At 41.8% G+C, this 18879-nt stretch carries 14 protein-coding genes; 5 read left to right on the top strand and 9 right to left on the bottom strand.

All coding sequences use genetic code 11. The features are described from left to right. Positions 1–230: 230 nt before the first annotated feature. On the bottom strand, positions 231–1682 hold the full coding sequence (locus tag CLV38_RS05185) for a M23 family metallopeptidase (protein WP_170068818.1): 1452 nt from the start codon (positions 1680–1682) through the stop codon (positions 231–233). Positions 1683–2244: 562 nt separating this feature from the next. On the opposite strand from CLV38_RS05185, the gene CLV38_RS05180 reads away from it, so the two are divergent. Together CLV38_RS05180 and CLV38_RS05175 are read left to right on the top strand one after the other, a co-directional pair. After that, a complete protein-coding gene (locus CLV38_RS05180) occupies positions 2245–3006 on the top strand; it encodes a GNAT family N-acetyltransferase (RefSeq protein ID WP_106192431.1) in 762 nt (253 codons plus the stop codon). Further along, positions 3003–4019 carry a GNAT family N-acetyltransferase gene (locus CLV38_RS05175; protein WP_106192429.1) on the top strand — a complete coding sequence of 339 codons (1017 nt, stop codon included), beginning with the start codon at positions 3003–3005 and terminating at the stop codon, positions 4017–4019. The genes CLV38_RS05180 and CLV38_RS05175 overlap by 4 nt, the downstream gene beginning before the upstream one ends. 92 nt (positions 4020–4111) lie before the next feature. On the opposite strand, the gene CLV38_RS05170 is transcribed toward CLV38_RS05175, so the two are convergent. Beyond that, on the bottom strand, positions 4112–5809 hold the full coding sequence (locus tag CLV38_RS05170; RefSeq protein ID WP_106192426.1) for a M3 family oligoendopeptidase: 1698 nt from the start codon (positions 5807–5809) through the stop codon (positions 4112–4114). 111 nt (positions 5810–5920) lie between these two features. Here CLV38_RS05170 and rpoN point away from each other — a divergent pair, with 111 nt between their 5' ends. Next, positions 5921–7204 carry an RNA polymerase factor sigma-54 gene (gene rpoN / locus CLV38_RS05165; RefSeq protein WP_106192424.1) on the top strand — a complete coding sequence of 428 codons (1284 nt, stop codon included), beginning with the start codon at positions 5921–5923 and terminating at the stop codon, positions 7202–7204. Between the two features lie 752 nt (positions 7205–7956). Here rpoN and CLV38_RS05155 read toward each other — a convergent pair. Next, positions 7957–9423 (bottom strand): amidase, encoded by a 1467-nt coding sequence (locus CLV38_RS05155; RefSeq protein ID WP_106192416.1) that lies wholly within the window; start codon positions 9421–9423, stop codon positions 7957–7959. 370 nt (positions 9424–9793) lie between these two features. Between CLV38_RS05155 and CLV38_RS05150 the strand changes: the two genes are divergently transcribed. Together CLV38_RS05150 and CLV38_RS05145 are read left to right on the top strand one after the other, a co-directional pair. Next, complete coding sequence (locus CLV38_RS05150; RefSeq protein WP_106192414.1) at positions 9794–10654, top strand: transporter substrate-binding domain-containing protein; 861 nt, start codon at positions 9794–9796, stop codon at positions 10652–10654. A gap of 3 nt (positions 10655–10657) precedes the next feature. Continuing rightward, positions 10658–11338 carry an amino acid ABC transporter permease gene (locus tag CLV38_RS05145; protein ID WP_106192412.1) on the top strand — a complete coding sequence of 227 codons (681 nt, stop codon included), beginning with the start codon at positions 10658–10660 and terminating at the stop codon, positions 11336–11338. An 87-nt stretch (positions 11339–11425) separates the two neighbouring features. Here CLV38_RS05145 and CLV38_RS05140 read toward each other — a convergent pair whose 3' ends face one another. From CLV38_RS05140 to CLV38_RS05115, 6 genes are all read right to left on the bottom strand, one after another. Beyond that, entirely contained in the window at positions 11426–12373 is a 948-nt protein-coding gene (locus tag CLV38_RS05140) for a PTS system mannose/fructose/sorbose family transporter subunit IID (protein WP_106192409.1), read from the bottom strand. Between the two features lie 19 nt (positions 12374–12392). Next, positions 12393–13190 (bottom strand): PTS mannose/fructose/sorbose transporter subunit IIC, encoded by a 798-nt coding sequence (locus CLV38_RS05135; protein WP_106192407.1) that lies wholly within the window; start codon positions 13188–13190, stop codon positions 12393–12395. A 27-nt stretch (positions 13191–13217) separates the two neighbouring features. Beyond that, complete coding sequence (locus CLV38_RS05130) at positions 13218–14192, bottom strand: mannose/fructose/sorbose PTS transporter subunit IIA (RefSeq protein ID WP_106192404.1); 975 nt, start codon at positions 14190–14192, stop codon at positions 13218–13220. 51 nt (positions 14193–14243) lie between these two features. Then, positions 14244–14735, bottom strand: a complete 492-nt coding sequence (locus CLV38_RS05125) for a mannose/fructose/sorbose PTS transporter subunit IIB (RefSeq protein ID WP_106192402.1) — start codon at positions 14733–14735, stop codon at positions 14244–14246. Positions 14736–14948: 213 nt separating this feature from the next. Beyond that, on the bottom strand, positions 14949–17834 hold the full coding sequence (locus CLV38_RS05120) for a sigma-54-dependent transcriptional regulator (protein WP_106192399.1): 2886 nt from the start codon (positions 17832–17834) through the stop codon (positions 14949–14951). Positions 17835–18041: 207 nt separating this feature from the next. Next, a complete protein-coding gene (locus CLV38_RS05115; RefSeq protein WP_106192397.1) occupies positions 18042–18614 on the bottom strand; it encodes a hypothetical protein in 573 nt (190 codons plus the stop codon). Positions 18615–18879 lie beyond the last annotated feature (265 nt).

The following is an 18879-nucleotide window of genomic DNA, read 5'->3' as shown; positions in this document are numbered from 1 at the left end:
GTCTTGCAAGCTCATCCGTTCTATTAAGCCTTGGTATGAAGTTTCTGTTCGTCAGTGCAAGCATTTGCGTCCGACTTCCTTCAGATTCCGCCTCACGGCGGACACCCTTGTCTTTCGCTAACAGTTCCTACTGCCAAGTCTGTAGTGGACTTTCACCACCAAGTTATCGCCCATGCCGGGCGCACAAAAAGAGAGAGAAAGAGTTTACTCTTTCTCTCAACAGTATTCCATTAATTGATGTAATTTTGAGGGTTGACAGGTGATCCATTGCGGTGAATTTCAAAGTGCAAGTGAACCCCAGTTGATGTTCCTGTTGTTCCCATAATACCAAGCTGCTGCCCTTGAGACACTTGCTGTCCAGGTGCTACGCTTAAGTTAGGTGTCATGTGAGCATACATAGAAGAGTATCCGTCACCATGATTAACGACAACATAGTATCCCAAGCTCCCATTATAAGCAGCTGTTGTAACGGTTCCGGCTCTAGATGATCTGATCGGTCCGCTGCCGGCAATATCCAGTCCGCTGTGGAAAGATCTTCCACCGTTCACAGGGTGTGTTCGGTAACCAAACGGAGAAGTATTACGGCCGCTTGCCGGTCGTATCCAGCCAGTGCTTGTCTGTGCTGATCCGTTAGTTGAATTGTTCGAATTACTGCCTGCGTTGCTTCCTGAATTGCTGGAGCTTGAATTATTGCTTGATGACGTTTGAGCCTGTTGGGCTTTACGTTCCGCTTCTGCTCTTGCATTTGCCTGCGACTTAGCTTGTGCTGCTGCTTCAGCTTCGGCAGCTCTTGCTTTTTCTTCAGCTTTAGCTTCTGCAACTGCTTTTGCCTCAGCTTCTGCTCTTCTTTTCTCTTCAGCAATTCTTATTTCTTGTTGTCTTTTACGTTCTGCTTCAATAATACGCTGCTGCTCTGCCTGCATCTCTTTACTTAGATTGCTTGCACGCTCTGCAACAACCGTCTGTTCATTAATGAATGAATTTTTTTCTTGTTCGTTCATGTTGAACCGTTCAGCTACTTCAATAATTTTATCATCCAAAGCCACTCGCTGAGTCACAAGATTGTTTCGGCTGACTTCCATCTGAGCTTTAACATCCTGCATTTCTTCCTGTTCAGTGACAACTTGAGCTTCATTCTCTTCTAATTGAAGTTGATCATCCAGCTGAGCCTGCATAATGTTCTGGTTAGCAGAAACCAACTGACTCACTACTCCAATACGACCAATAAGGTCCGATAGACTTTCAGCAGACATCATCATGTCTACGATATCAGCTGGGTTAGCATGAGTCTGTACCGAACGTGCTTGGGATTCAAGCTGTTCATTACGACGAGCAATCTGTTCGATCAATTGTTCGATTTCTTCATTTAAACGTTCGATTTCTTTTTCGATGCGCTCGATTTCTTTAGTCTGTTCATCGATCTCTGTCACCAGTACATCTATGTTTCCCTGTAATTCAGCAACTTCAGCTTCTAATTGTTTTTTCTCTTCATCCAGAGACTGCATGTTCTGTTCTCTGTTTGAAATTTCGCCGTCTAACTGATTAGATTTTTCATTCAGTTCCTGCTGCTGCTCTTCTAATTCTCTCATTTTCTGAGATGATGCTTCTACATTTAATGTGCTGAATGTTGGTGCTGCCATAACAGCAGTAGCCAAAATCGTTAATAACCTTTTTTTATTCAATCCAATTACACCCATTTCTATTAATATTCATTAAGACTGCTTCGATTCTTTATAAATTGCTACGTGTGTTCCTCTAATAAAAATCATCTTGGACGTTTAGATTTCACCGTCCGTTCGAAGCACTAAGAGAATCATACCACGGGAATGGGTGACCTAATTTTTAAATCCTATGACAAAAAAACACACTCTTTGTTACACAATTGTATTGTATGGCGGAATATTGACTAATCGTAACGCCTAGAAAGGTTGTCACTAAAGGATTTAATTGCAATTATCAATATATAACTGTTGTTATTTACGATTAGACCAGTGAACAATAAGTGACAAATATTCATACGCTATTACCCGTTCAGAAACGTGTAAGCGTTACACTGACTAGTAAATTCTAAATTTAGTGAATAGGCTAATAAAGGTTTGTCATTCTTTCAGATAAAATCTGACTGTTTTAATCTACTAATGTAACTTTATTCTTTTTCTTTCTATTATTTATCATAAGTTACTCTTTCTTTCCAATCAGCCGCTAATTTGCTATTCTAATAGAGATGAGAAAGGACGATTAATAGTGAATTTCCAACAGCTCTATCCCTTCAGTGAACAACTGGATCAGAATGATTTTTTTATACAGTACTACAATCCGGAGGCACTATTCCGTTACGATTCCAACTTTTTTGAACTGTTATACACTCCTCCAGTTGATGAATTCAAACTGATTGAGCAAATGCAGCTGAAGTTTTCAGAAGATTATTTTCTTGACCACGTAAAATTTGTCTGGCCACAAGACCAGGGTATACTTCCGGATACACTGGACTACTTGAGTGACGAAAAGTATGGACTTGAAAAATTGGAGTTATATTCCATTCATCCTGCTGACTTTAGAGAAAAAGCAAATCCAGCTGTCATTGTAGAGGTAGTCGACAGCACCTCTCTTCCCTTATTCAAGCAAATCAATTATGTAGAAGATCTTGTAACCTCCAGATCATTCGCTGAGCATAAACAACTGTTTTACGACACTATTTTTGCTGATCCGATCGTTACGCTTAGAATTGCTTTTTTAAATAATGAAGCTGCCGGCTCATGCATCACGATCGAACAGTCCGATACTGTTGAATTGGACGATATATTCACTCTTCCTGATTTTCGGTATTCCGGAGTTGCCCGCACTCTTCAGTCTGCAGTCATGTCGACTGCTCTCCTTTCCGGAAAAACAGTGATCTTGGCTGCGGATGCTGAAGATACTCCAAGAGAGATGTATTTAAAGCAGGGCTATCAATATGAAGGTTTTCGAATTGGCGCTATTAAAAAACTTGAGGAGGAACACGAGTGAGTTTGTTTTTCAGACCCTTAACAATTGAGGATTACGACCTATATAAAAGCATGGAAACCGGTTTAAAAGAGGATTACATGCTGAAAGTATTTGACCGATTATCGACTGACAATAATTCCTTATTCGGTTTGTTCGAAGATGAAACGCTTGTTGCAGTAGCTGGATACACTCTCTTTGCAGGTGAATTTGCCATGCTGGGACGCTTGAGAAGTGACAGGCGCTATCGAAAAAATGGATACGGTACTAAAATTACAGACTATATATTAAATGAAGCTAAACAGACTCCTGCAGTGAAATGGATTGGTGCTAATACTGAACAGCGTAATAAGCCGGCACAGAAAGTGTTGGAAAAAATCGGAATTCCTCATGTGATCACTTTGTACGCTGCTCAGACAGACTCACTCGATCCCTTGTTAAAAGGTGACGCGTTATGGGAAAAAGTAACGAGCACAGAAGAAAAGAAAAAGTGGATCGATCAAACGTATCTCAACCCGTCATTCGACAAAAAGGTCTTTCCTTATGAAGCCTATTATCCATTCCCTGCACGCGAATCACTCTTTACCGAGGACAAACTGAATCAGATGGCTTGCTTTAGAAACCCGGATCAGTCACGAGTCTTGTTCATGTGGGAGGAAGAAAAAGGAAATAAGTACCTGCACGTCGTCTATCCCTGGTCTGATTTAACTGAGCAGACTGGCTTGTTCGAAACTATTGCCACTGAATTCCAGAAAGCTAAGACTGACGGTACGTCTTCGCTAGTCTGGATGGATCTGACTGAAGAAGAAGTTGCAGCGCTGCCCTCTGATCATCCTTTTGATTTGCCGTCCCCGTGGATGCTACACGGATTATTCAACTCTGATACCGATCAGCTGGATAATTCTTTGGAGACTGCCCATCACCTGATCAATCAAATAGAATCTGAACTGGACGATCTCGATGAGCGTATTGAACACGATCTGGACAAAGTCAATCGCCTAACTCAAATTAACGATAATCTGGACGCTTCCACCTGATCAACTAGTCAAAAAACCCTTTGAACAACGTTACTGCACCCCGACTTCAGCCGGCTGCTGCTACGTTACTCAAAGGGTTTTTTCAGTTAACTTTATAACGCTTTATCGTCCACTGCTTCCAGTGCTTCATCAATTGTTTTAATAACTCCTTCTAAAGAGCCTTCTTCAAATGGTGAGCGCAGTTTAGCAGTTGAGACTGTTTCTAGGAAGCTTTGCGTTCCGCCTGCTTTACAGATAGCCAGGTAATCGTTCCACGCCTGATCATCTTTATCCACAATAGCCCGTTTCCAGAACTGAAGCGCACACACTTGAGCCAGCGTGTAATCGATATAATAGAACGGCATACCGAATATGTGCCCTTGTCTGAACCAGAATGTTCCTTTTTCAAGGAATGGATTTTCCGAAAAGTCTCTCTCCGGCAGATACTGTTTCTCAAGATCTCTCCAAACTGCTTTGCGCTTATCTGCAGTCCATTCAGGGTTTTCGTACACTTCATGCTGGAAGTGATCCACTAGAACACCGTATGGGAGGAATCTTATCGCTCCACTTAAATGATTAAATTTGTATTTTTCTGTCTGTTCTTTGAAAAAGAGTTCCATCCAAGGGTAAGTGAAGAACTCCATGCTCATCGAGTGTATTTCACAGGTTTCAAAGGTCGGGAAGACGATTTCCGGCTGTTTGATCCATCTAGACTGATAAACCTGGAAAGCATGTCCCGCTTCATGGGTCAGCACATCGATATCACCAGATGTTCCGTTAAAGTTCGCGAAAATGAATGGCGACTTGTAGTCAGGAATGTATGTACAATACCCTCCACCCGCTTTTCCTTCTTTTGATAGCAGGTCAACTAAATTCTTGTCAAACATGAAGTCAATAAACTCTGCAGTCTCTCCGCTTAATTCATGGTACATCTTCCGGCCATTTTCGATGATGTAATCTGGATCGCCTTGAGGTGTCGGATTGCCGTTCAGGAACTGAAGGGATGTATCATAATGTTTCATATCCTCAATACCAATACGGTCTGCCTGACGTTTAGCCAGTTTTTGTGTGACTGGGACTACATAATCAAGCACTTGTTTTCTGTAGACTTCCACCATATCCCGGTCATAATCAAACCGTTTCATGCGGACATAACCTAGTTCCACAAAGTCTTTATATCCTAACTTTTTAGCAATCGTGTCTCTGACTTTTACTAATTCATCGTATAACTCATCCAGTTTTGCTTCGTTTTCTTCAAAAAAGCTCCACTGTGCATCTGATGCAGATTTTCGGGTATCCCGTTCAGTTGACTCGAGATACGGTCCGAACTGGGATAAGGTCAGTTTTTTATCGTCATAGTCGATTTCTGCAGACGCAATCAATTTCTGATAGTCACTGCTCAACTGATTTTCTTTCTGAAGCAGATCAATAATACTTGAATCAAACGAATCCAGTTCAAACTGCATGTTCTGGAAGAATGTACGCGGATAAAACTCTTTCAATTCGTCAACATATGGTGAATCCATAATAGCCTTATAATAGGTGGTGCCCAACTCCTGATATAAAGGAGAGTATTCATTCCAGTATTTATCTTCTTCATCGTAAAATTCATCTTTTGTGTCGATGGAGTTACGGATAGAAGCGAGTGTTCCCATTGTATCCAGTGACGCTGTCAGCTGTGATACCTCATCAATTGTCTGCTTGACTGTTTCCACAGAATCAGCCTTCTTTAAGTTATCTACCAGGTGCAGAAAATCTTTCTTATACAACTCATACTCTGGTCGTTCATACGTATAATCCTGAAAATTCATTAGTTTCCTCCTGTAAGATGATTAATTTTTCTTAAGTATAGCATAAGAAATTCCAAATTAAATATAAAAAGATGTTTGTGGTAAAATATCTTTAGAAAGGATGTGACTGAGATGGCTTTTAAACAGGAACCGACTCTATCCCAGAATCAGAAACAAAGCTATATCCCGCATCTCGTACAGAATGTACAGTTACTACAACTGAACAGGCTAGAATTGTCTGCTTTTTTAAATAACTTAATTGTAGGTAATCCCCTTCTGGATCTACCGGAATCTGAAAACAGATTAATTCAGCGCGCTATAAAGAATAGTGCATCTGTCATTGAAGAGACGGCTACCAGCACACAATCCTTATACGAGTATTTAAAAGAACAAGTTGAACTGCTTTACCGACCGACTTATTTAAGGGAACTTATTTTCTGGTGGATTAATCAGCTTGACCACAAAGGCTATGTGACGAAAGATATCGACGAAGCTGTAAAAGAAACGGGTGCTACGTCTGTTCAAGTACTTGACGCGCTGACCCTTCTTCAACAGCTTGATCCTCCAGGAATAGGTGCCCGCGGCCTTCAGGAATGCTTAATGCTTCAAACAGAGCGCATCACCTTTTCACCTCCGATTGCCTATATTATTTTAGAAGAAAATTTTGAACGGTTGACCGAGCGGAAATGGAAGCAATTAGCTGAGATTTATACTGTTACTGAAAAAGAAGTGAGAGCTGTCCTTGATTTTGTACAGACTCTTTCTCCGCATCCTGCAGATGCTTTCCAGCCTAGTTACACCCCGTTCATTCTGCCTGAGTTGAGCATCACTTTTGAAGACGGAGAGATGACGGTTAAAGAAACAAAGTACAAGACACCTTTACTGTCGTTTAACACGGCGTATTACACCGAATTAAAAGAACATAAAAATAAGACGATCGATCAGTATATCGCCGAAAAGAAAAAAGAATATGAGAATCTTCAAGCTGGGCTCGAAAAACGGAAAGAAACAATTCTTCGTGTGGGTGCGGCCATTGCAAAACATCAGTATGCTTTCTTTGTAGACAATCAAAACGGTTTAGTCTCTCTCCAGCTGAATGATTTGGCTAATGAACTGCAATTAAACGAATCGACAATCAGTCGTGCCGTAAGAGATTCCTATGTTCAAACAAATACGGGCACATACGAACTTAAATCCTTCCTATCCAGACGTTCTGCCGACGGGAGTTCTCAGGACAAAGTGGAAAGACACCTTGTGTCTTTGATTGAACAGGAAAACAAAGCAAAACCTTTGTCCGATCAACTATTGGCTGACGAGTTGAAAGAAGAAGGCCTGACCCTTTCTAGAAGAGGCGTAACAAAATACCGACAGAAACTGAACATTCCCTCATCTACACAGCGAAAGACTGTAGACTGACTTGGAGTGAAAATCCTTTATGAATTATTGATAAGCTAGTTTGACCAAGGGTGTCTATTCAGCTATTTAAAAACGAGCCTTAACTACTTTTGACGTAGTTTAAGGCTCGTTTGTGTGTGTTTGAAGTGTTTTAAGTTCTCGTCTAGTTGTTGACTGAATGTATTGGTATGACTCGTCTAGACTTTCTAGCCTGAGTACTACTTATGTCATTCTATTTGTAAATCTCGCGTCTTCCCCTCTGTCGGAGTGCTACATATCTAGCGTTAATTGTAGCGCTCGCTTCTCCTTCTCTATCCGAGCACGACATATCTGGCCGGGTTTTGTCGATCTCGACTGTCTTTTCTCCGGTGAGCACGACATATCGGGCGTTAATTGTAGCGCTCGCTTCTCCTTCTCTATCCGAGCACGACATATCTGGCCGGGTTTTGTCGCTCTCGACTGTCTTTTCTCCGGCGAGTGCGACATATCGGGCGTTAATTGTCGCTCTCAAATCCCCTACTCTATCCGAGTGCGACACAAATGGTCGCGATTTGTCGCTCTCGACTGCTCTCCTCGAGTGAGTGCTACATATCGTGCGCTATTTGTAGCTCTCGCCGCTCCCACTCAATCTTAGTCCGACATATTTAAAGGCGTTCACATCTTACATCACCTATTGCACTCCTATTTTGTCCTAGTCGTCCGTTTGACCAGCTAGCTCTATCAGTCAGCACTAAACAGCTGGCGAAGAGTCACTTTTTTAATAAAAGCCCTTTTCATATAAAGAGTCCATCTTGTTCCATCAGTGCTGCGATTTTAAGCAGCCAATGCTCTTTTCCTTTTGAGGCTGTCAGTTGAACACCTATCGGCATGCCCTCCTTACTCAAGTGAACAGGAAGACTAATGGAAGGCTGACCCGTCATGTTTGCCTGTTGAGTAAACGGGGTGATTGATAGACTTTCTTCCCACATATCCTGAATCAGTTGCTCCTGCTCTTTTGGATCCAGTGATTCCACTTGTTTCATTTTCTCTTTAAAGTCATCGCTCCAGTAGATGCGGTCAACAGCAGGAGCCGTTTCCGCTGTAGCAGGTTGAACAAACATATCAAACGTCTTATGGTAATGTGCTACTTTTTCAGCCGCAGCATCCCATTGACTGATTGCTTTTGAGTAGTCGGCTGCACTTGTTCGTTTTCCTGACTGGTACAATACCCAAGTTAACAGTTCCACGTCGTCAATGCCAACAGGCCGTCCCATTTTCTTTTCAATGGTAGACATCATGGCTGCCGTTTCCCCCGCATTCATTGTATAGTAAGCCCGTATCAGTTTAACACCATCCGTTTCTGGAGCAGCTTCTGATACATCATAACCTGATTCTTCCAGCCAATTGACCACTTTTTCAACAGCCAAATGCGCATCTTCGCTGACTTTCGTATGCACAGGCGAATCGAGTGAAAATGAAAAAGTGAACGGCTTCTCGAGCGGCTGATTGATATAGTTAAGGTATCCCTCTTTAAACAAAGGGGTCTGAAAGGCGGCTGCGGGCTGTATCACCTGCATCGCATCCATCATGGCAGCTGTGTCCCGAATCGTTTTAGTCAGAGCAAAACTGATGGCGGCTCCCTGCCAGTTCCGACCACTTCCAGGTCCAACGGGCGTTCTTCCTCTGGTCGGTTTCAATCCGATCAATCCGGTGAATGACGCTGGAATACGAATCGATCCTCCTCCATCGCTTGCACCAGCTATTGGGACCATTCCTGAAGCTACTGCTCCAGCCGCTCCTCCACTTGATCCTCCAGCGCTGTAGTCAGGATCATACGGGTTACGAGCCGGACCATACAACTCAGAATGGGTAATATTGGTAAAGCCAAATTCCGGTACATTTGTCGATCCGATTGGGATAAAACCGGCAGCTTGCAATTGACGTACAAAATGGCTAGTCTGACTGGCCGTCACTTCTTTAAGGAGCTTTGAACCTGCGGTGGCAGGTTCTCCTTTCAGATTTTGTCCCAGTCCTTTGAGCAAAATCGGGATCCCACCGAACGGTTTGCCTGCCCAGTCATTTCGTGCCGCTTCTTCCAATGCCTTCTCTTTACGACTGTGTGTTACTGCATTGAGCAGGGAATTCTTTTCTTCAATCACTTTAAACGATTGATGAATCAGTTCTTCAGACGATACCTCTCTCATTTTGATCAGTTCTGCGTAATATATGCCGTCTTCTTTTCGATTAATATGGTGAGTCATCGTTATCTCCTTTCGGTCTTCTACTGCCTAAGCGTGTCTTACCAGAGTATAGCAGTTCAGACAGTGACCGTAAAAAAAATAGATAGCAAAATCCAAACAGGAAACCAAGTCAATACACAACTCGATTTCACTTTTGATTAAAAACACTGCTCTCAAGCAGACCATTTCACTCAATATCTTTTTGATTATGAGTTTGCCGTCACCCTATAAGAACAATAATGTTTTTGAATTAATAATCAAAAGGGCGATGCCACACTGTTTTTCTATTTCTGATACTGTCTAAAAAGAGAACAGTGTCGATTATTGCCTAAAAGTTTTGACGGTATATAAGGGGCCTGTTACACTTTTTCAGGAGAGGAGACGATACACTATGAATACTAATCGAATGAAATGGACAACACTTTTTGCGGGGGCAGCACTTTTATTAACAGCCTGCAGCACTTATACAACAGGGGCAACCGAAACTCCTGACGAGAAATGGGAAGAGATTCAGGAAAGCGGCGTATTGAGAGCAGCAACCTCAGGCACCTATTTTCCGAATTCCTATCACGACGCTGAAACCAATGAATTAACTGGCTTTGAGGTGGAAATTTTGAAAGAAATCGGTGACCGTCTGGAACTTGAAGTCGACTTTACTGAAATGAATGTAGACGGTATGCTGACTTCTTTAAATAGTGAGCAGATCGATATAGCCGCCTTAAGTATCAGTCATGCTGGCGAAAATGCTGACAGATACAACTATTCGATCCCGTATAAGTACAGTTTCATGTCTATGATCGTTAGAGAAGACGACAATTCCGGTATTGAAACGATGGAAGATCTGGACGGTAAGCGAGCAGCTGGAGCAGCCACGACTACATACATGAAAATTGCAGAACAGTTTGGAGCGGAACTGGTGATTTATGATAATGTGACGAACGATCAATATTTATGGGATGTTGCGAATGAGCGAACTGATCTCATCGTCAATGATTATTATGGACAGACTATGGCTTTAACCGCTCTTCCTGACATTCCTGTCAAAATTAATGATGGACTGTTCTTTAATCCAAGTTACACTAATTTTTCTATGAAACTGGGGAATGACACACTTACTGAACACATTAATGACACCCTCGAAGACATGCATGAAGACGGAACGTTAAGTCATCTTTCCGAAACCTTCTATTACGGTGAAGATGTCACGGTGGAACAGGATCTTGACATTCCCACTTATGAAATTGAGGACTGATCAATGGGAGGGATTCAATGGCATTATATATTCAATCCTGAACTGGCCTGGGAGTCTCTTCCTTTTCTGCTGAGAGGGTTGCCCTACACCTTAGGCATCGCACTGGTCAGTACCGCATTGGGCATTGTCTTAGGATTAGTGCTCGCACTAATGCGGATGTCTACGTCACTAGTCTTTCAGTGGCTTGCCCGCACCTATATTTCTTTTATGCGGGGGACGCCTGCACTGGTTTTTTTGTTTCTTATATATTTTGGACTGCCATTCGCAGGTATACAACTTGGCGCACTGACTTCCGCTGTCATATGCTTCAGTCTTAATTCTGCGGCCTATATTTCCGAAATTTTCCGTTCATCGCTGTACTCTGTGGATAAAGGTCAGTGGGAAGCAGCAAAAGCACTGGGGTTAAATTACAACGTCACGATGGGCTCGATCATCTTGCCTCAAGCTATACGAATCGCCATCCCGCCACTCAGCAATGTGATGCTGGACGTAATCAAAGGGACTTCGCTGGCAGCTATGATCACCGTAAACGAAGTCTTTCAGAATGCCCGTATAGTCGGGGGAAGAGAACATGATTATATGACAATGTATATATTAGTTGCTGCCATATACTGGGCAGTATGCGGACTTTTTGGCTTTCTGCAACAATATCTGGAGACGATCTCTTCCAGATATGTAGCCTGAAGACCGTTCTACAGCATCAAAAACTAAATAAAAACCCCGCTGTCAACCTGACTGAACAGGCGATAGCGGGGTTAATTGTTTAATTTATTATCCTAAAAGGCCTACAACGTATCCAAGTGTTCCTAATACGAATAGTCCAGCAATAATGGTGATTGGGCTGACTTTTTTACGTAATAACCATACGCAGAATAAAGTCAGTAGTAATGGTGCCAGACCAGGAATCAATTCATCTAACGTGTTTTGCAGAGTCGTTACTTCAACTGGTTGAATACTTAATCCAGCTTGAATCTCTTCTACAACGCCACGCAGCATGTCTCCTGAAAGCACGCCTTCGTTTGCTGCTTCTGAAATAGCACCGAAGTTCACCATTTCGTTTTCAGCTACATCTACTCGGCTCAGTACTAATGGGAAATTCATATTAGTCCACCTTGGAACCAATACCCCCATGATAAACATCCCTAAAACAGATGCGCCTTGAGTTAATTTCTGCATCAATCCACCAGCTAGGTTTTGAGTGATGTTACCACCCTGTACATAGCCTAATTCCTGTGAATACCATAGGAAAGCCATACGGATAATATTCCATGCCAGGAAGAAGATGATTGGACCCAACCAGCTACCACTTAATGCAAGTGATGCTGCGAATGCGCCTAATACCGGTCTGATCGTACCCCAGAAAATCGGGTCACCCACACCAGCTAAAGGACCCATCATACCAATTTTAACCCCTTGAATAGCGGCATTATCGATATCTTCTCCAGCAGCTTTTTCTTCTTCTAAAGTTAATGTCACACCAAGAACTGGTGCAGCAAGATACGGGTGTGTATTAAAGAACTCCAAGTGACGTTTCAAAGCTGATGCACGGTCTTCTTTAGAGGTATATAATTTTTTCAAAGCTGGAATCATTGCATACGCCCAGCCGATATTCTGCATACGTTCAAAGTTCCATGAAGCTTGCAGGAACTGACTTCTCCAGAATACATTTAAACGATCTTTTTTAGTTAATCTGTATTTGTTTTTGTTTTCTTCAACCATGTTTAATCAACGCTCCTTTTTAGTAGTCATTCAGAATATCGTCAAGTGGGTCGCCACCAGAGGAATTTCCTCCGCCGCCTCCGCCTTGATTAAATTCTGGTGCAAATTGTAGGTATAAGAGTGCTAAAACGACACCAATGATACCCATTGCGATCAAGTTTAATTCGCCGATTGCTGATAACGCAAATCCAAGAGCGAAGAATAACCATAATTTTGGTGTTGCCATCATGTTGATAACCATCGCATAACCTACAGCAACAATCATTCCACCTGCTACTGCCAGTCCGCCTGTCAACCAAGCTGGTATTGCATTCAAAGCATCTGTTACCAATTGAGGTGGAACAGATAAAATAATGATCGCTGGAATCGCGATACGTAAGCCCTGAAGCATTAAAGCTCCAATATGATAAAACTCGACTGCTCTAAATGACCCTTCAGTTGCTTTTCTATCTGTTGCGTGTGCGATTGCTACTGTCAGTGTACGGACAAAAATTGTCAATACTTGACCTGCGATTGCTAATGGAATAGCTAATGCGATACCTTCAGAAATACCTGCTCCGTGGTAAGTAACTAAAATAGCTGATGCAATAGAAGCAAGTGCCGCATCTGGTGCCACTGCAGCTCCGATGTTCATCCATCCTAATGCGATTAATTGAAGTGTCCCTCCAAGTAATAGTCCCTGCATTGGGTTACCTGCTGCCAAACCAATCAATGTACATGCCACAATCGGCTGATGGAACTGGAATTGGTCTAATATCCCTTCCATACCGGCTAAAAATGCTACAAAAACGACCAATACAATTGTAATGATGTCCATATTAAAATTCCCTCCTTGATAAATGTCTTAATTAACGTATTTTGTTTTCTTCAATAAGTTCCACATATCTTTACGCTGATCTGCGGGTACTTTTCTTACATCGAATTTGACGCCGTGTTCTTTCATTTTCTTGAATGCGTCAACGTCTTTCTGATTTACTGACAATACATTATTGATCATGACTTTTCCTTCTGAGTGAGCCATGGATCCAACGTTTACTTCCTCGATTTCTACTCCACCTTCGATTACACGCAGAGCATCTGTCGGATTTTCGAATAACAGCAATGCACTTGTTTTACCGAAACGAGGATCATTCCATACTTCGATCATTTTGTCGATTGGTACTACGTTTGCTTTGATGCCTGGTGGAGATGCTTGAGTGATCAGTGATTTACGCAGATCATCTTTTGCCACTTCATCAGATACCACAATAATACGTGTCGGGTTCACATCTTTAGACCATGCTGTGGCAACTTGGCCATGCAACAGTCTTGAATCGATACGAGCCAGACGAATGTCGATTTGACCAGTTCCAACAACTGTCCCTTCTGGTAATGGGCTGCTTGGTTCTTCTGAAGCTGCAGCTGCTTTAGTTTCTGCCGGCTGTAAACTCTCAGGTCTGACTTTGACACTGTCTTTTGCTACGTCAATCAGTGATGCTGCAATCTCGTGTGCATTATCCATTGAGAAACGTGCTGTAAATGATTCAATCAACATTGGCAGGTTAAGGCCCGCAACGATTGCCCATTTGTCTTTCTTGTCTTCGAATAAAGTGTTTGCCTGATTAAATGGAGTACCTCCCCATAAATCAACTAAGAATAAAATTTCATCTGTATCAAATGATGCAATAGCTTTTTCCATTTTACGGCGAATGTCATCCGGACCTTCACTTGGAAGTAATGTGACTGCTTTTACATTTTCCTGTTCTCCAACGATCATTGAACCTGACTGTAAAATTCCTTCAGCAAACTCGCCATGGCTTGCTAATATAATTCCTACCATTTATTTCCCTCCTACTACTAGCGGATGTGCCGCTATTTATTATGATCAGTCTTACAAAAAGTCCCCTTTTTTCAAAACATCTATTACGAGCTGTTTACGGTCACTAGGGACCTTTCTGATTTCCAGTTCTATTCCTTGTGCATCTAGATATTGAAAAGCATTGATGTCCTCCTGATCAACAGATACGAAATGCGTTACCATCTGTTTTCCTTCAGTGAACTTCATGCCGCCGATATTGACTACCTTCATTGGGATGCCACGTTTATAACTTTCCATGACGTCACTAGGATTCGTGAACAGCAGCATCACTTTAACATCTTTCATTAAAGGATGTCCGGCAATTTCAATTAGTTTAGATACGGAGATAACATGTGCTTTTATTTCTGGGGGGGCAGCCTGCTTAAGCAGTAACTTTTGCAGCGAATTAGATGCTACCTGATCACTCACTACTATAATCCGGCTGATCCCAGTCGACTTGGCCCATGTTGTGGCTACCTGACCGTGAATTAGACGATCATCGATTCGAAGTAACCTGATGTCCATTTGTTCTGGTCCCTCCTCTAAATACGGTCACGCTCCCTTCAATAATTTAGTGAGAAAAAAATGGTGCAGCGTGTTGTTTTTCTCTTCTACATTACATAAGCAATAACCGTGCCAACATTATTTTTATGAAACCGTGTTAGATCAGCGTTTGGTTCAACACACTAAGAGAACACACTAACACAATACTCCGTATAGTGTGTTCTCAGATCATTATTAAGATAGTAGTGTGTCGAAATCCTCAAACTCTCCATCATCTTTGTTGATGAAATATATGATATAACTGTATTCTTCATCAGGTATGGTGATTTTCAGTTTTTTCTCCAGCTGTCTGATCAGCTTTTCCACTTCTTTATCAAGACTGTCCCGTTCCTGATTTCCCTCAAAGGATGGAGTAGTCAGACTGTCATGGTGAACCATCCGCTCGACGACACCAGCCATGTGCAGGACCAGATTAATATGGAATGCATACTCGGCTGAGCTGCTTTTCTGAAGCAAAGCACACTTTTCGGCGAAATCCCACAACGGCTGAAACAGTTTTTTGGGATTCAGGAAAGTATAGTTATCTTCAAGAAATGCATAAATCATTTCTTTTGCTTTTTCTTCATTAGTCACAGTGTCAGCTGTATAAACGGTTGTCTTATTTATGATATCGTCCAGTAACTTTTCAGGTTCCCCTTCAATAAACCGTTCAAGCGGTATAAATGGAGCAGCCAGTTTAGGATCTACAATGCCTGTGGTTGCAATGATCGAATAATGTTTCTGCCATTCTGCAATCTTTGCATCCATTTCAGCGACAGAACACGTTTTAACTTCCACCATTAATTTATCTCGGTGTCTTAGTGGCTTCTCAATTATTTCTTTAATCTTTTTGGCCGTTCCTTCTCCACTTGCACATACCGCCAGCACAATCGGCGGTTTAGTGGATATTTTCTTCTCACTAACAGGTTCTTTAGGCATTTCTCTTGAATAACCGCTGAATCTTAACAGCGATTCATGAAGAAGATCTAAATCGGCATCGACTAATGATGCTTTCCTTACCGCTTCTAATACCATTGGAGTAGACACCATATCGATGGATCTAACGATAATCCCCGTGTCTTTTTCCAGAGTTGATTCGAATGTTGCTAAGGACCCCATATCAACAAGCAATAAAACGCCACTACCCTGGTTAACATCTGTTACAGCCTGTTTGATTCGATCATACACAACAGTTGGAGACATATCCAGCGGCATATCAACTGAACTGACCCCACTAGTATCAAGCAGTTCTTCAGCAACTCTTGCCATACTGCTTGCAGTGGAATTCCCATGTGTCGCAATCACAACCCCTACTTGACCTGCAGACTGTTCCTCTTTTAACGACACTAGCAAGACTGTCAGATAATACACTTCATTCTCAGGGATACTGACTTGGAAAAATTCCCCTATTTTTTCTTTTATTTCCGAGGCAACCTCAAATTCTCTGCTGTAATTCATTGCCATTTCTCGAATACGACTATTCATTTTCCGTTCTTTTCCGCTATTAATCTTATTTAAAAGCGAGCTGATGTGAAGACTGATAGCATAGATAAAATTCTGATTAAAACCGGCTCCCAAAGCCGTTTCTACTACTGATGCCATCTGGTGAGCGAATTCAATAACTTCTTTATTCACCACATCCGCCAACTTGGATTCTGTCTGCAGAGAGAACCCATGGTTACGGTAAAACGACTTTAAGTGTACGTTGATATCCGTCGATATATACTGATTGATTGAGTCACGGTCTAACCCTTCAGCTTCCAGGAGTGTCGCTTTGTCTCCGATGATGTCATATATATTATATGGCAGCTCATATGAATCCATTTCCATTTTGTAAAAGGGTTCATTTGGATTTACTGTAATCTTAGCCTCCAAATAGTTGGATATCTCCATCTGTTCCTTGCGGTTAGATGATAACCCAACCAGGTGCGACTGGATACTTTCAGGTATATCCTTGATTGTCAGACTGATTTCATCTTTGGTCAACTGATTCATAAACCCTCTAGCACAAACCAGCTGGATTGTCGACTTCAGTTGTCCCACATTCCCATACCCGACACTGGCCAGCATCCCTTTGACGACATCAGCAGTTAATGTAATTTTCCGTTGAATACGGTTGGCTTCTAAACCCGTCAGCAGTTTCAACAGATCGAGCTGTTCACTTACCGGTCGTTCTTTAAAAGAAGGCATGTGAATATTAATAGGGATCCGCCGCATAAACGTATCCAAAAAGGTCGATTTAGGGTCTTCTGTCGTTGCACAAACGATTCGAACATTTGCTTCTCTGCTTTTTCCAGTTTCGCCCAGGCGACTGTACTTTCCTGTGTCCATAAAATAAAAAATCATTTCCTGACCTTCAGGCGGAAGACGATGGACTTCATCAAGAAACAGCATCCCATTGTCTGCATGCTGAATCATCCCCTCTTTTTCATTGGCTGCACCTGTAAACGCCCCTTTAGCGTAGCCGAAGAGATAGCTCATCAGTAGTTCGGGATTATTGGCATAGTCAGCACAGTTGAAGACCATCAGTTCTTTTTCTGCTTCGATCAGCTCATGTGACTGAGCAAAACGGAACATTGCGTGCGCAAAAAAGGACTTTCCAGAACCAGTTGGACCAGTAATTAATGTATTTAACCCTTTTGGTGGATATAACACAGCTGCTTTAGCCTGATCGACTGCATTCTTCATGCTGCCGTTAGATCCTATAATCGACTGAAAAATATCTCTCGTTTCTTTATATGAATAGTCAAACACCTCCTGTGTGATTCCTTTTTGAACAGGCTGCTTCTCTTTGTAGCTAGGCACATGAGTGGTCAATGGCTGATGTCTGACAGCCTCGGTGGATACAAAACGTACCGGTCGTCCGTCTATCTTCTTCAGTTCGCCTTCTCTTACCAGCTGATTCAAATCTTTAGATACATTACTTCTTAGAATATTCAGTTCATCCGCTACGTCTTTTGTAGTAATTCCCATGCCCATATCCACTTCTCTTTGAGTGAATTGGTCACTTGCCTCTTTTATAAACCGATGGATCCGTTCTTTTCGGTTCAAAGGGCACACCTCCTTGATAACTACTGTCATTCATAAACAGTATACACTATATCTTGTATTTTCGACACACTATAACACACTCATTAACAAGTGTATCTTTGAGTTCAACAAGCGTTGAGCACATAAAAAAGCAGCTCTGTGTACGATTAAGTACAAGAGCTGCCCCCTTTTATATTAGTTTCTAGTTATAACCTGTTGTCTCCCGTGTCCGCGGCGGTTACAATTTAACTCATTTGATTATTCGTCTACGCTTACTTCGCCTTCAACAGTTCCTTCGTCCATTAATGCAGCATCCATTAAATCTTGAGAAGCAAAAGTAACATTACCCGTTACTGTAGAGTTCAGTAATTCAAATCCTTCAGCGTCAACATATACGTCTCCATCTAAAGTTCCTTCTTGAATACGGAAGTTTGGAGATTCAACAGTCATTGTAGCAACTGATAATGTCCATTCGTCAGTCACGTTACGGTCTGCATCCTGATCATATAATGCCAGTTTGCGGTACTCATCATTGTCTTCGTCATCTGAGTCATAGAACGTTCCAGCAACTGTCACGTCATCGTCGATTGCAACGTCAGCTGTAATAGCTGTTAACCAGTTTCCTTCTGTACTTAATGAAGCAACAACTTCATCAGCGTCGTCAGTGATAGAAGCAGCAGTAACGACATCTTCGTCGCCTTCTGTTTCTTCGCCTTCTTCAACAATATCCATATCTTCAGCTGCGTCATCATCTGATTCACACGCTGCTAAAAATCCTCCTAAAGCGATTACTGCAGCACCTGCTGCTAATTTCTTTTTCAAAAATTCCATAATTATCCCTTACCTTTCCTGATGGAAAATTTAGTGTGTACATAGAATGATTGGAGAAGATGGAGAGAATAAACATTCCGGACAGTTCTTCTCCAATACATTACTATAATATACTATATATCAGATTTGTGAAGTAGTCAACAATCCGATCGGTTAAAAAAAGCTTATACAACTCTACTAATTTTTTAATCTGATTAAATCGCGTATTTTATAATTATATTAACTCTAAATTTCTATTATTAACTAGTTTAACCCTTTAAATTAA

This window comes from Alkalibacterium olivapovliticus, from assembly GCF_003003275.1.
Classification (GTDB): Bacteria; Bacillota; Bacilli; order Lactobacillales; family Carnobacteriaceae_A; genus Alkalibacterium; species Alkalibacterium olivapovliticum.
The sequence above is the reverse complement of the archived record's forward strand: the minus strand, read 5'-3'. Positions and strand labels throughout refer to the sequence as shown.